The organism is Mycobacterium sp. ITM-2016-00318 (assembly GCF_002968285.2).
Classification (GTDB): domain Bacteria; phylum Actinomycetota; class Actinomycetes; order Mycobacteriales; family Mycobacteriaceae; genus Mycobacterium.
Genome location: NZ_CP134400.1, coordinates 3,557,441 through 3,570,255 on the forward strand (window position 1 = coordinate 3,557,441; position 12,815 = coordinate 3,570,255).

13 protein-coding genes are annotated in these 12,815 nt (G+C 65.9%); 8 read left to right on the forward strand and 5 right to left on the reverse strand.

The window, feature by feature from the left end:
* Positions 1-59 precede the first annotated feature (59 nt).
* On the reverse strand, positions 60-1,064 hold the full coding sequence (locus tag C6A82_RS17375; RefSeq protein ID WP_105343938.1) for a LacI family DNA-binding transcriptional regulator: 1,005 nt from the start codon (positions 1,062-1,064) through the stop codon (positions 60-62).
* Positions 1,065-1,216: 152 nt separating this feature from the next.
* On the opposite strand from C6A82_RS17375, the gene C6A82_RS17380 reads away from it, so the two are divergent.
* The 4 genes from C6A82_RS17380 to C6A82_RS17395 are packed head-to-tail and all read left to right on the forward strand — an operon-like array spanning position 1,217 to position 5,207.
* Positions 1,217-2,374, forward strand: coding sequence for a phytanoyl-CoA dioxygenase family protein (locus C6A82_RS17380; protein ID WP_105343936.1), 1,158 nt, complete (start codon positions 1,217-1,219; stop codon positions 2,372-2,374).
* Positions 2,371-3,375 (forward strand): Gfo/Idh/MocA family oxidoreductase, encoded by a 1,005-nt coding sequence (locus tag C6A82_RS17385; RefSeq protein ID WP_105343933.1) that lies wholly within the window; start codon positions 2,371-2,373, stop codon positions 3,373-3,375. The genes C6A82_RS17380 and C6A82_RS17385 overlap by 4 nt, the downstream gene beginning before the upstream one ends.
* Positions 3,376-4,248, forward strand: a complete 873-nt coding sequence (locus C6A82_RS17390; protein ID WP_105343930.1) for a sugar phosphate isomerase/epimerase — start codon at positions 3,376-3,378, stop codon at positions 4,246-4,248.
* The gene (locus C6A82_RS17395; protein WP_105343929.1) at positions 4,245-5,207 is read left to right on the forward strand and encodes a Gfo/Idh/MocA family protein; all 963 of its coding nucleotides are present in this window, start codon (positions 4,245-4,247) and stop codon (positions 5,205-5,207) included. The genes C6A82_RS17390 and C6A82_RS17395 overlap by 4 nt, the downstream gene beginning before the upstream one ends.
* Positions 5,208-5,282: 75 nt before the next feature.
* On the opposite strand, the gene C6A82_RS17400 is transcribed toward C6A82_RS17395, so the two are convergent.
* Genes C6A82_RS17400 through C6A82_RS17410 form a run of 3 tightly spaced genes read right to left on the reverse strand, consistent with a single transcriptional unit; the run spans position 5,283 to position 8,180 of the window.
* Positions 5,283-6,107, reverse strand: a complete 825-nt coding sequence (locus tag C6A82_RS17400; protein WP_105343927.1) for an ATP-binding cassette domain-containing protein — start codon at positions 6,105-6,107, stop codon at positions 5,283-5,285.
* Positions 6,108-6,110: 3 nt separating this feature from the next.
* Positions 6,111-7,166: an ABC transporter permease gene (locus C6A82_RS17405; RefSeq protein WP_105343925.1), complete on the reverse strand. Its 1,056-nt coding sequence runs from the start codon at positions 7,164-7,166 to the stop codon at positions 6,111-6,113.
* Between the two features lie 24 nt (positions 7,167-7,190).
* Positions 7,191-8,180 carry a substrate-binding domain-containing protein gene (locus C6A82_RS17410; protein WP_105343924.1) on the reverse strand — a complete coding sequence of 330 codons (990 nt, stop codon included), beginning with the start codon at positions 8,178-8,180 and terminating at the stop codon, positions 7,191-7,193.
* Between the two features lie 186 nt (positions 8,181-8,366).
* Here C6A82_RS17410 and C6A82_RS17415 point away from each other — a divergent pair, with 186 nt between their 5' ends.
* Positions 8,367-9,152, forward strand: coding sequence for a TIM barrel protein (locus tag C6A82_RS17415; protein WP_105343922.1), 786 nt, complete (start codon positions 8,367-8,369; stop codon positions 9,150-9,152).
* 72 nt (positions 9,153-9,224) lie between these two features.
* Here C6A82_RS17415 and C6A82_RS17420 read toward each other — a convergent pair whose 3' ends face one another.
* Complete coding sequence (locus tag C6A82_RS17420) at positions 9,225-9,956, reverse strand: GntR family transcriptional regulator (RefSeq protein WP_105343943.1); 732 nt, start codon at positions 9,954-9,956, stop codon at positions 9,225-9,227.
* 162 nt (positions 9,957-10,118) lie between these two features.
* Here C6A82_RS17420 and iolC point away from each other — a divergent pair, with 162 nt between their 5' ends.
* Genes iolC through iolB form a run of 3 tightly spaced genes read left to right on the forward strand, consistent with a single transcriptional unit; the run spans position 10,119 to position 12,812 of the window.
* A complete protein-coding gene (gene iolC, locus C6A82_RS17425) occupies positions 10,119-11,081 on the forward strand; it encodes a 5-dehydro-2-deoxygluconokinase (protein WP_105343920.1) in 963 nt (320 codons plus the stop codon).
* Positions 11,074-11,955: an aldolase gene (locus tag C6A82_RS17430; RefSeq protein ID WP_311101396.1), complete on the forward strand. Its 882-nt coding sequence runs from the start codon at positions 11,074-11,076 to the stop codon at positions 11,953-11,955. Before iolC ends, C6A82_RS17430 begins: the two co-directional genes overlap by 8 nt.
* Before the next feature lie 2 nt (positions 11,956-11,957).
* The gene (gene iolB / locus C6A82_RS17435) at positions 11,958-12,812 is read left to right on the forward strand and encodes a 5-deoxy-glucuronate isomerase (protein WP_105343415.1); all 855 of its coding nucleotides are present in this window, start codon (positions 11,958-11,960) and stop codon (positions 12,810-12,812) included.
* The last annotated feature ends 3 nt before the right edge of the window (positions 12,813-12,815 follow it).

Sequence of the window (12,815 nt, forward strand, 5' to 3'; positions counted from 1 at the left end):
TCGTCGTCGTGTGCGGCGAAATAGTAGTCGGCCGACTCGTGAATCAGCGACTCTTGCAGTCAGGAGGGCACGTTGAAGGGGGTCACGATCTGGATCGGTGCCGGCCGCGCGGGCTCGGCGGGCAACGCTTTGCGTTCCTGCAGTATCAACCGCATCGCCAAGCGCGCATCGGCACGCAGGTCGTTGTGCAGGACCACCGAGATCCTGCCGTCGCGCAGCAGGGCCCGGTTGTCGACGTCGAGATCGTGTGCGATGAAGACACGGCAGTCGCGGCCCAGCCGCTCGAACGCGGCGACGGTCGCCGCGTTGCCACCACCGACGGAGTACACCGCCTGCACCGCCGGATTGCGCTGCAGCGCCTCGAGCACCAGTCGCTCGTTCGTCGCGTCTATGCCATCGCTGCCGCTCACCTCGACGATGTGCCGCCCGCTACCGCGCAGTGCGGCCCGGAAGCCGACCTCGCGCTCACCTTCGCCACGAAATGCGTTGCGGCTCAGGGTGATCAACACGTCTGACGGCGACGAACCCAGCCACTGCCCCATCAGGTAGGCGGCTGTCACGCCCGCGCCGTGGTTGTCGATGCCGACATATGAGCATCTGGCACTTGCCGGCACATCGGTCGCATACGTCACCACCGGGACGCCGCTGCCGACGAGCCGGTCGATGGCCTCGGCGACCTCGGGTTCGTCCTGCGCCTTGAGGATCACGCCGTGGCTGCCGCGCAGCCGTGCGAGCGCATCGACCATGTGGGCGGTGGAGCCGGTCTCCCACAGGTGGAACCGCGCCCGCAGCATCGCCGGGGCGAATGCGGGCAGTTCGGCTTCCACGGCGGCCCGGAAGGAGTCCGAGAACCGCTGCGGTGTCTGCATCACGACGTCGATGAGGTAGCGGCGGCCGTTCAGCCGCAGCTGGGCACGCTGTTTGTCCAGATCGGAGATCGCCTGCATGACCTCGGCGCGGGTGGTCTCCCGTACGCCGGGCCGCTCGTTGAGCACTCGGTCGACGGTGGCCTCGCTCAGGCCGGACTGCTGGGCGATTTCGCGGACCTTGTAGCGGTGCGGCACGGCTACTCCTCGTTTCGCCGTCGAAATCGACGAGATGGTGGGCTCTGCTCGAACTTTCCCGCCCAAGTGTCGGTTTGGGCGTGGTTGTATGAGGCTTTTTTGATGGGTTTCTGGTGTTGATTGCGGTGCTGGCGACTATCAGACTAGCTGCCATGGCAACACCGCTGACCACTGCATACCCGCCGTGGATCGACGATGCCGCGTGTGACCTCGACGCGTTTAGCGCTCAGGTGGCGCGCACAACCGATCTGGCCGCCTATCCGCACGCCGTCGCCATCCGCGACAACGTCCTCGTCTATCCGGCCGCCGAACCGGCCGACCGGCGTGCGTTGCAGGCGGAGTTGATCCGGGCGCTGACCGACGGTCCTGGCGTGGTCGTGTTCGAAAAGGCGTTCCCCGCTGACGTCGTCGACCGCGCCAGTGCCGCGTTCTTCGCCATCATCTCCCAACAGCGCGCGGCGGGCGCCGCGGCAGGCGACCACTTCGGAATGCCCGGAGCCAACGACCGCATCTGGAACGCCGCGCAGAAACTCGCGCTGCACTCCCCCGACGTGTTCACCGAGTACTACGCCAACGACATGCTCGCCGTGATATCGCAGGCCTGGCTCGGACCCCGCTACCAGGTCACCTCGCAGGTCAACGTCGTCAATCCCGGGGGCAGGCAACAGGTTCCACACCGCGACTACCACCTCGGCTTCGTCGCACCCGAGGATCTGGCGGCGTATCCGGCGCATCTGCACCGCACCTCCCCCGTGCTCACCCTGCAGGGCGCGGTCGCCCATTGCGATATGCCGATCGAGAGCGGGCCGACGATGCTGCTGCCCTACTCGCAGCAGTTCCTCGGCGGCTACATCGCGTTCAACCGCCAGGAGTTCGTTGAGTTCTTCGCCGAACACCATGTGCAGGTGCCCCTCCACAGCGGCGACGCGGTGTTCTTCAACCCTGCCCTGTATCACGGTGCGGGAACCAACTTCTCGAATGACATCCAACGGATGGCGAACCTGCTGCAGATCTCTTCGCCGTTCGGTCGCGCGATGGAGGCGCTCGACCGGACCGCGATGGTGCACGCCATCTATCCGGCGCTGCTCGAGATGAAGGCCGCGGGCCGATCGCATCACGATCTGCTCAACGCCATCGTCGCGACCGCGGAAGGGTATGCGTTCCCCACCAATCTGGACGTCGACCAGCCGATCGGCAGCCTCGCCCCGCCGTCGCAGGTCGACACCGTGCTGGCTGCGCTCGCGAACGACTCCACGCCGGAACAACTCGAGGTCGCGCTGCGCGACCAGAACGATCGGAGAATCCCATGACAACCATCGGCGTGATCGGACTGGGCCGCATCGGCGCCTTCCACACCGACACCCTCAGCGGACTGGACAGCGTCGACAATCTGGTGATCACCGACGAGCGGCCCGAACTCGTCGCCGCTGTCGCCGCCAAACACAATGCAAAGCCGGCGGATTCGGTTGACCAGCTGCTGTCGTCGGGTATCGACGGGGTGGTCGTCGCCGCGGCGACGCCCGCGCACGCCGAGCTGACGCTGGCGGCCGTCGAGCGCGGGATACCGACGTTCTGCGAGAAGCCGATCGCCTCGACAGCGGTGGAGGCCGCCAGGGTCGCCGACATCATCTCGCGCTCCGGTGTGCCGGTTCAGGTCGGCTATCAGCGCCGCTTCGACGCCGCGTTCGCCGCGGCCAAGCGTGCCGTCGACGACGGTTCGCTCGGCCACATTCACACGGTCCGCAGCACGACGATGGACCCCGCCCCGCCGCCGATGGAGTACATCGCAGGCTCGGGCGGCATCTTCCGCGACTGCGCGGTGCACGATTTCGACATCCTGCGGTGGATCACCGGGCAGCAGGCCGTCGACGTGTATGCCACCGGCAGCGTGCAGGGCGATCCAATGTTCAGCGAATTCGGTGATGTCGACACCGCCGCGGTGGTGGTGCGTTTCGAATCCGGCACGCTCGGGGTGGTCTCGGCGGCCCGTTACAACGGCCACGGGTATGACTGCCGGCTCGAGGTGCACGGCTTCGACGACACCGTGGTGGCCGGTTGGGATAAGGGCGCGCCGGTGCGAAACGTCGACCCGGTCAACGACTTCCCCGAAGGCCCGGCACACCACTTCTTCATGGACCGGTTCACCGAGGCGTTCCGTGCGGAACTCGCTTCGTTCGTCGACGTCGCCAAGGGCAATGCCGCTCCGGCCTGCACCGTCGAGGACGCGGTTGAGGTGGCGTGGCTCGCCGAAGCGGCGACCGAGTCGTTGAAGCGCGGTGCCCCGGTACGACTCGACGATGTGAGGTCGTAGATGAAGATCGCCGGTGCTCCCATTTCCTGGGGCGTGTGCGAGGTCCCCGGCTGGGGCTACCAGCTCGCGCCCGACAAGGTGCTCGCCGAGATGCGCGATGTCGGAATGTCCGCGACAGAGCTTGGGCCGGAAGGGTTCCTGCCGTCGGATCCCGCTCAGCTGACGGAGTTGCTCGGGTCTTTCGGCTTGCGCAGCGTCGGCCAGTTCGCCCCCGTCGTGCTCCACGACCCCGATCACGATCCGGTTCCCGACATCGGCGCACCATTGGACGCGTTGGTGGCGACCGGGGCGGATGTGCTGGTGTTGGCGGCCGCAACCGGCGCCGACGGGTACGACGCCAGACCCACCCTCGATGACCGCCAATGGGCGACGTTGCTGGCCAATCTGGACCGGCTCGCAGGCGCTGCGGACGACCGCGACGTGCTCGCGGTGCTGCATCCGCACGTCGGCACGATGGTCGAGACCCGAGACGAGGTCGATCGCGTGCTGACCGGGTCGTCGATTCGACTGTGCCTGGACACCGGTCACCTGTTGATCGGAGGGACCGACCCGCTGCGGCTGGCACGGCAGGTGCCTGAGCGCATCGCCCACACTCACCTCAAAGATGTCGACACGAAGCTCGCGGCCGACGTGCAGGCAGGAACGCTCACCTACACCGAGGCGGTGCGGCGCGGGATGTACACGCCGCTGGGAGCCGGCGACGTGGATATCGCGGGCATCGTCACCACCCTGCGCAGCAACGGCTTCGACGGCTGGTTCGTGATGGAGCAGGACACCATCCTCGACGCCGAGCCGACCGACGAGGGCCCGCTTCGCGACGTGGCGGCTAGTGTGCAGTTCATGCGGGATGTCTGCCGCGGCGTAGCGGTATGAGCTTGCGGATCGGGGTGCTCGGCGCATCCCGAATCACCGACCTCGCCATCGTCGGTCCAGCGCATCAGTTGGGGCACCGGCTGGTCGCCGTCGCTGCGCGCGACCCTAAACGCGCCGAGGTGTTCGCCGAAAAGCACGGCGTCGAACGGGTTCTGGGTTCCTACGCCGACGTCATCGCAGACGCTGAGGTCGACGCGATCTACAACCCGTTGGCGAATTCGCTGCACGCGCCATGGAATTTGGCCGCGGTCGAAGCGGGCAAGCCCGTTCTCACCGAGAAGCCGTTCGCGCGCAACCGGTCCGAGGCTCAGCGCGTCGCCGAGGCCGCCCGGTCCTCAGGCGTCACGGTCGTGGAGGGCTTTCACTATCTCTATCATCCGGTGACGCGCCGAGCCTTCGAGCTCGCACACGACGGCACGATCGGCGACATGCACCACGTCGAGGTGCGGATAGCGATGCCCGAACCCGATGCCTCCGACCCGCGATGGTCGTTCGAGATGGCCGGCGGCGCGCTGATGGATCTGGGCTGCTACGGCCTGCACGTGATGCGCATGCTCGGCCGCCCGTCGATCATCCGAGCCCACGCGGGAGAACGTACGCCGGGAGTCGACGAGTGGTGCGATGTGGAGCTCGGCTTCCCCGGCGGCGCAACGGGGCGCAGCGCCAACACGATGACCGCCTCCGACTACTCGTTCACGCTGCGCGTCGTCGGCACCAAGGGAGACCTGTTGGTGCACGACTTCATCAAGCCGAACAAGGACGACCGGCTGACCATACGGACCCCTTCGGGCACGCGGGTAGAGCACCACGGCACAAGGACGTCGTACAGCTACCAGCTGGAGGCGTTCGCCGCCCACGTGCTCCACGGCGCTGCGCTGCCCATCGACGCCGCCGACGCGGTGCAGAACATGGCTTTTGTGGACGCCGCCTACCGCGCCGCCGGAATGACGCCCCGCTAGCTCTTCTGCCGAGCAGACGGAAAAGTACCCTTTTTGCAGGTATTTCGGGTACTTTTGCGTCTGCTCGCGAGTGGTCTAGCCCTTGGCGGCGCGCAGTTCGTGTGACAGCGCCTCGAGCTCGTCGCCGCCAGCCATCTCCTGCGTGAGGTGCTCGAGGGTGATCTCGTCGTAGGTGCAGTCCAGCTTCTGCTGGCCGCGTTTGAGGATCACGAAGTGGTCGCCGACCATGTGCGCATGGTGCGGGTTGTGCGTGATGAAGACGACGCCGAAGCCGGCCTCTTTGGCCGCAGTGATGTACTTGAGCACCACACCCGACTGCTTGACGCCCAGTGCGGCGGTCGGCTCGTCGAGGATCAGGACGCGCGCACCGAAGAACACCGCCCGCGCGATCGCGACACACTGGCGTTGACCACCCGACAGCGAGCCGATCGCCACGTCGACGTCCGGCAGTTCGATCCCCATCTTCGACAGCTCGGAGAGCGTGGTGGCCCGCATGGCGTTGGCGTCCAACGACCACGGGAAGCGGCTGCGGCGGAGCTCCTGACCGAGAAAGAAGTTGCGCCACACGGGCATCAGTGGCACGACGGCGAGGTTCTGGTACACCGTCGCGATGCCTTTGCCCAACGCATCCTTCGGTGAGGCGAACTTGATCGAATCGCCGTCGACGACGAGTTCGCCGTCGGTCTGCGGGTGGTAGCCGGCGATGATCTTGATCAGCGTCGACTTGCCCGCTCCGTTGTCACCGAGGATCGCGGTCACCTCGCCGGCGTGGACACGCAGCGAGATGCCCTTGAGCGCGGTGATATTGCCGTAGGTCTTGCCGATGTTCTTCAGCGCGACCAACGGAGCTTTTCCGCCGGAAGGAGCTTCTTCCACGTGTCGATCAACCGTTGCGGTCATGGGTCACCTCTTCGCGGCGTAGTTGCGGAATGCGTTGTTGGCGATCACGGCGAACAGCAGCATCGCGCCCATGAAGGCCTTGAACCAGTCCGGTTCCCAGCCCGCGTAGACGATGCCCTTCTCCACCATGCCGAAAATGAAGGCACCGATGGCCGCGCCGATCGCCGTGCCATAGCCGCCCGTCAGCAGGCAGCCACCGATGACTGCGGCAATGATGTAGATGAACTCCTGGCCGACACCCTGACCGGATTGCACCGTGTTGAACGAGAACAGCAGATGCATGCCGAGGAACCAGGCTGCGAAGCCGACGGTCATGAACAGCCCGATCTTCACCGCAGTCACGGGAACACCGACCGCGCGGGCGCTTTCCGCGTCGCCGCCAACGGCGAAGATCCAGTTGCCGACCTTTGTCTTGAACAACACATAGGTTGCGATGGCGGTGAACAACAGCCACCACAACACGGTGATGCGCACTGACACGCCGAAAATCGTCACGCTGGACGCGAACACCGCGCGCGCCGACTCCCAGCCCTGCATGTCGTTCACGCTCGGCGTGGCGACCTGGCCGGCGATCAGCTTGGTCACCGCGATGTTTGCGCCGGTCAACATCAACAAGGTGCCCAATGTGATCAGGAAGCTGGGAATCTTCGTCTTCATCACCAGATAGCCGTTGAAGAACCCGATCGCCAACGACAGCAGCAATCCCAAAGCTGCTCCCACCCAAAGATTTAGATGGAAGTTCCACGCCAGCATCGAGGCGGCGAGCGAACTGGTGGTCACCGCCACACCGGCGGACAAGTCGAATTCACCGCCGATCATGAGCAGCGCTACCGCGCATGCCATGATCCCGATAGCCGAACTGCCGTACAACACCGTCGCCAGGGAGTCTGCGGACCGGAACGGCGGCGCGACGACCAGGAAGAAGACGAAGATCACGATCGCGCCGATCGCCGCACCCATCTCCGGACGAATCAGCAGACGCTGTAAACGGTTTCGTTCCTTGACGCGTTCGTCGCGGACAACCTTGTGACCGGCTACGTTTAGATCAGTTGTCGTCATGTTTAATCCTCTCCCGCGCGGGGCTTAACGGGTTCCGGCCTTGGCCAGCTCGGCGACCGAGTCGATGTTCGACTCGTCGATGAACGACGGGCCCGTCAGGGTGGCCTGTCCGCCGCCGATCAGGTTCTTGTTGTTGATGAACAGCCATAGTGAGTCGATGGCCAGGTACCCCTGCAGGAACGGCTGCTGGTCGACCGCCCACTTCACATCGCCGCCCTGGATGGCACCGACAAGCGCCGCGTTGGTGTCGAACGTGACGATCTCCGCCTTGCTATTGGCGTTGGTCTTCGATTGGACCGCCGCCAAGGCAATCGGTGCACCGAGCGCGACGAGATGATCGACCGACGGATCTTGCTGGAGTTTGGCGGTGATCGTGGACTCTACCGACGGCATGTCCTTACTGTTGACATTCAAGATCTCGGACTGGCCCTTGAAGCCTTCTTTCACGCCGGCGCAGCGTGATTCGAGCGCGACCTGGCCCTGCTCCTGAATGATGCAGACGATCTTCTTGGCGCCATCCTTGGTCAACCGCTCTCCCGCAGCGACGCCTGCGAGCTTCTCGTCCTGGCCGAAGTACTCCTGAACGCCCATCGCCTTCCAGTCGTCGAATCCCGAGTTGAACGCGACGACAGGAATGTCTTTGTCTATCGCGGCCTTCACCGCGGGAGTCATGGCATCGGGCTTGGCGAGCGTCACTGCGATGCCCTTCACGCCGCTGTCAATCGCGGTCTGAACCAGGTTCGCTTGGTTCGGCGCTTCGGGGTCGTTGGAGTACCGCAACTCGATGTTGTCCTTATCGGCCGCCGCCTGGGCACCCTTGCGAATAAGATCCCAGAACGAGTCGCCGGGCACCTCGTGGGTGATCATCGCGACCGTGACGCGCGGCGTGTTCGCTTGGCCCGCGCCCATGCCTCCACCGGACTCTTCGGGCTTGCCTCCGGTCGACGAACATGACGCGATGCCGCATACGAGCACGCTTGTCCCGGCGATCGCAGCGAGCCGATTGAACCTCATATTTCCTCCGCTCTTCGCGCGAGCGCTCATCGCAGTTTCGCGCGCCTTATGAGTGCAACGGAACACGCCTCATCGTTGATGTAATACGGCTCACAAGCGAAAGTCAATACTTTGTCCTGACATTAGGACTGCACATCAAATGTTAGGGTGCATCGGTCCTCCCCGACGAGCAATGGATGGCAAGCGATGACTGACCTGACTCTGGCGGTCTGCTCGGAGATGGTATTCACCGACTTACCGCTCATCGACAGGGTGCGCCGCATCGACGACCTCGGCTTCGCCGTCGAGATCTGGAGCTGGCACGACAAGGACCTCGACGCGCTGGCTGCCACGGGCGCGCGGTTCTCGTCGATGACCGGTTACCTGCAGGGCGACCTGATCGATCCCGCAAGCGCCGAAGAGGTGGTGCGGACGGCGGAGCTCAGCATCAAAGCGGCTGAGAGGCTGGGTGTTCCGCGGCTCAACCTGCACACCGCCGAGCTCGTCGACGGCAAAGCGGCCCGGCCGCGGCACCGCGCAACCGGCGAGATGTGGCTGACCGCGCAGCGCACGCTCGAGCGGATCGGCGACCTCGGCGCCGCGGCGGGTGTGACCTTCTGCGTGGAGAACCTGAACACGCTCGTTGACCACCCTGGCGTGCCGCTCGCCCGCGCGAAGGACACGTTTGCGCTCGTCGAGGGGGTCGGCCATCCGAACGTGCGAATGATGCTCGACCTGTACCACGCGCAGATCGGCGAGGGGAACCTCGTCGAGCTGATCCGGCGCTGCGGCGACGCGATCGGCGAGGTTCAGGTCGCCGACGTGCCGGGCCGCTGCGAGCCGGGCACCGGCGAGATCCACTACCCCGCTATCGCGAAGGCACTGCGTGACATCGGGTTCACCGGCACTGTCGGCCTCGAGGCGTATGCATCTGCAGGCGGTGTCGCCGGCAGCGAAGCCGCCCTCGACGCCTTCCGCCGCGCCTTCGCCTGACTTCGCGCGAAATGGCATTCCAGCAGCAAAAGTGCGAGTGAAGGCCTGAGCGAATGCAATCTCGCGCGGAGGTCAGCGGTCGACGAGTGTGGTGTCGAAGTAGTAGCGCGATGCGCGATAGCCGTGCGTGCCGAACTCGACGGCAGTGCCCGAGTCGTCGAACGCCGTTCGCGCCATCGTCAACAATGGCGCGCCGGGCTTCTCGTCGAGCAGTTTGGCCTCCGCCCGGGTCGCACCGCGGGCACCGATGCGCTGGCGGGCCAGCCGGATGTGCACACCGCGGGCGCGCAGCGACGAATACAGCCCGTTGCTCTCCAGCTCCTCGGCATCGGGCGCGATCTCGACGGGCAAATGGTTCACCATCACCGCAAGCGGCTCGCCGTTGGCACAGCGCAGCCGGTGAATGGACACCACCTCGCGATCGTCCTTCAGGCTCAGCTCACGCGCGACCTCTTCGTCGGGCGGACCGACGTGGTAATCGAGTAGCTGCGTGGTCGGCTCCTGGCCTGCCCGCGTCAGATCGTCGTACAGGCTCGTTAGCTCGACGCGCCGGTGTACGGGGTTCTGCACCACCTGGGTGCCGACGCCGCGCTTGCGAACCAGCAGTCCTTTGTCGACGAGTTCCTGGATGGCGCGACGTGTCGTCGGCCGCGACAACGTCAGCCTTTTTGCCAGTGCCAGTTCATTTTCGAACCGATCCCCTGGTGCCAGGTCGCCGTCGCGGATCGCGGCCTCGATCGCCTGGGCAAGCTGATAGTAGAGGGGGACAGGGCTTGACCTGTCGAGCTCCACGGCCAATGGCACGTTGTCTCCGATCTCGGGTCCGATCAGATAACGGTAGCTGAATAGTAGCACCGCATGATTGAAAGTCAGAATGTCAGGACAAAGTATTGACATGCCGGAGTGTCGCAGGGCACAGTCGTACTGACGCCACCACCAACGCCCCGGAGAGCGATCTTGACCAGCATGCAGCCCTACGACGTGCTCGCCATCGGGCGCAGCGGCGTCGACATCTATCCCCTCCAGATCGGCGTCGGCCTCGAGCACGTCGAGTCGTTCGGCAAGTTCCTCGGCGGCAGCGCCGCCAACGTCGCGGTGGCGGCGGCCAGGCTCGGAAACCGGACGGCGCTGATCTCCGGCGTCGGCGACGACCCGTTCGGCACATTCGTCCGCAACGAGCTCGCGGGTCTCGGCGTCGACAACCGCTTCGTCGCGACCCACGACGAGTATCCGACGCCGGTGACGTTCTGCGAGATCTTTCCGCCGGACAACTTCCCGCTCTACTTCTACCGCCGCCCCAGCGCACCGGACCTGCAGATTCGCGCCGACGAGCTCGACCTCGACGCCGTCCGGTCGGCCAAGCTCTACTGGTCGACGGTCACCGGGCTGTCAGAAGAGCCGAGTCGCAGCGCGCATTTCGCTGCATGGGAGGCCCGCGATCCTGCCGCGCACACAGTCCTCGACCTCGACTACCGGCCCATGTTCTGGGAATCCCGCGAAGCGGCCACCGAGCAGGTGCGCAACGCACTGCGACGCGTGACAGTCGCCGTCGGTAACCGCGAGGAGTGTGAGATCGCCGTCGGCGAGAGCAACCCGCAGCGCGCGGCGGAGGCCCTTCTCGGCCTGGGCGTGCAGTTGGCGATCGTCAAGCAGGGCCCGCGCGGCGTGCTCGGCAAGACCCGGCACACCCATGTCAGCGTCCCACCCAACGATGTCGACGTCGTCAACGGCCTCGGCGCCGGAGATGCCTTCGGCGGCAGTCTGTGTCACGGTCTGTTGCACGGCTGGCCGCTGGAGAAGACCCTGCGCTACGCCAATGCCGCCGGGGCGATCGTCGCGTCGCGCCTCGAGTGCTCGACGGCGATGCCGACGGCGGCAGAGGTCGCCGCGCTCGCCGACCAGACCGCGGTGGAGGCCGTCAATGTCTGACGCCATGTGCCGCGACTACGCCGAGATCACCGACGTGCGTGCGTCGGACCCGCAGGCCGTCGAGCGCGCATGGCAGACCCGTGCCATCCGGCCCGCCGTCCGCGGCAACGGCAGGCTGATGATCGTCGCCGCCGACCATCCCGCTCGCGGCGCCCTTGGCGTCGGCGACCGCCCCACCGCGATGAACAGCCGCACCGACCTGCTCGACCGGCTTCGGGCGGCGCTGGCCAACCCGGGGGTCGACGGTGTCCTCGCGACCTCCGACATCCTCGACGACCTGCTGCTGCTCGGCGCACTCGAGGACAAGGTCGTCTTCTCCTCGATGAACCGCGGCGGCCTTGCGGGGGCGCAGTTCGAACTGGACGACCGGATGACGGGGGCCACCGCCTCGGCAACCGCGGCGGCCCGGATGAACGGCGGAAAGATGTTGTGCCGCATCGATCTCGACGATCCCGGCACCGTGTCGACGCTGGCGACGTGCGCGCGGGCCATCGACGAGCTCGCCTCGCACGGCCTGATCGCGATGGTCGAGCCGTTCATGTCGTCGCGGGTGAACGGCAAGGTGCGCAACGACCTCAGCCCCGATGCGGTGATCAAGTCCGTGCACATCGGACAGGGCCTCGGCTCCACGTCGGCGTACACCTGGATGAAGCTGCCCGTCGTCGACGAGATGGACCGCGTCATGGAGTCGACGACGCTGCCGACGCTGCTTCTCGGCGGTGACCCAGCCGATCCGAACGAGGCGTTCGCGAGCTGGGAGAAGGCGCTGGCGCTGCCGTCGGTGCGCGGGCTGATCGTGGGCCGCACGCTTCTTTATCCGGCGGATGACGATGTGAGTTCCGCTGTCTCGACGGCCGTTTCGATGGTGAGGTGAGCGTGCGCAGCGAGTACTACATTCCGGCCAACAGCGCGACGCTGCCCTACACCGTCCACGTCACTCCCGAGTCCGCGGGCTGGTCAGAGGCAAGCCTGTGGGTGGTCGAACTACAGCCGGATCAGGCACTGGAGCTGGCCACTACAGACATCGAGGTGATGATCGTGCCGCTGGCGGGCGGTGGAGCCGTGAAGTGCGACGGCGAGACGTTCGAGCTGTCGCCGCGCGCATCGGTTTTCGACGGTCCCGCCGACATGGTCTACATCGGAACCGGCCGGAGCTACACGCTGCGCGGCGAAGGCAGGATCGCGATCTGCGGGGCTTGCGCCACGAAGCAACTGCCCAACCGAAGGGTGGCCGCCGCCGATGTGTCGGTCGAGTTGCGCGGTACCGGCAACTGCAGCAGGCAGGTGCACAACTTCGGCACCGCGGGCGTCTTCGAGGCCGACTCGCTGATCGCCTGCGAGGTGATCACGCCGGGCGGCAACTGGTCGAGCTATCCCTCCCACAAGCACGACGAGGACACGCCCGTCGAGTCGGCGCTCGAGGAGATCTACTACTTCGAGATCGCCTCCGGCCCAGATGATTCCCGCGGCTTCGGCTATCACCGCGTGTACGGCACACCGAGCAGGCCTATCGAGGTCCTCGAAGAGGTGCGCAGCGGTGACGTCGTGCTTGTCCCCCACGGGTATCACGGGCCGTCGGTCGCAGCGCCCGGCTACCACATGTACTACCTCAACGTGATGGCAGGCCCGGGTGAGGAACGGGCCTGGAAGATCGTCGACGACCCCGAGCACGCTTGGTTGCGCGACACCTGGGAGGACCAGGCCGTCGACCCCCGGCTGCCCCTGCATTGACAA

Bases quoted from the DNA above. Each gene is read 5' to 3' on its own strand.
- C6A82_RS17385 (WP_105343933.1), top strand. From the start codon at position 2,371: ATGACAACCATCGGCGTGATCGGACTGGGCCGCATCGGCGCCTTCCAC.
- C6A82_RS17410 (WP_105343924.1), bottom strand. From the start codon at position 8,180: ATGAGGTTCAATCGGCTCGCTGCGATCGCCGGGACAAGCGTGCTCGTA.
- C6A82_RS17390 (WP_105343930.1), top strand. From the start codon at position 3,376: ATGAAGATCGCCGGTGCTCCCATTTCCTGGGGCGTGTGCGAGGTCCCC.
- C6A82_RS17405 (WP_105343925.1), bottom strand. From the start codon at position 7,166: ATGACGACAACTGATCTAAACGTAGCCGGTCACAAGGTTGTCCGCGAC.
- C6A82_RS17415 (WP_105343922.1), top strand. From the start codon at position 8,367: ATGACTGACCTGACTCTGGCGGTCTGCTCGGAGATGGTATTCACCGAC.
- C6A82_RS17400 (WP_105343927.1), bottom strand. From the start codon at position 6,107: ATGACCGCAACGGTTGATCGACACGTGGAAGAAGCTCCTTCCGGCGGA.
- iolC (WP_105343920.1), top strand. From the start codon at position 10,119: ATGCAGCCCTACGACGTGCTCGCCATCGGGCGCAGCGGCGTCGACATC.
- C6A82_RS17430 (WP_311101396.1), top strand. From the start codon at position 11,074: ATGTCTGACGCCATGTGCCGCGACTACGCCGAGATCACCGACGTGCGT.
- C6A82_RS17395 (WP_105343929.1), top strand. From the start codon at position 4,245: ATGAGCTTGCGGATCGGGGTGCTCGGCGCATCCCGAATCACCGACCTC.
- C6A82_RS17380 (WP_105343936.1), top strand. From the start codon at position 1,217: ATGGCAACACCGCTGACCACTGCATACCCGCCGTGGATCGACGATGCC.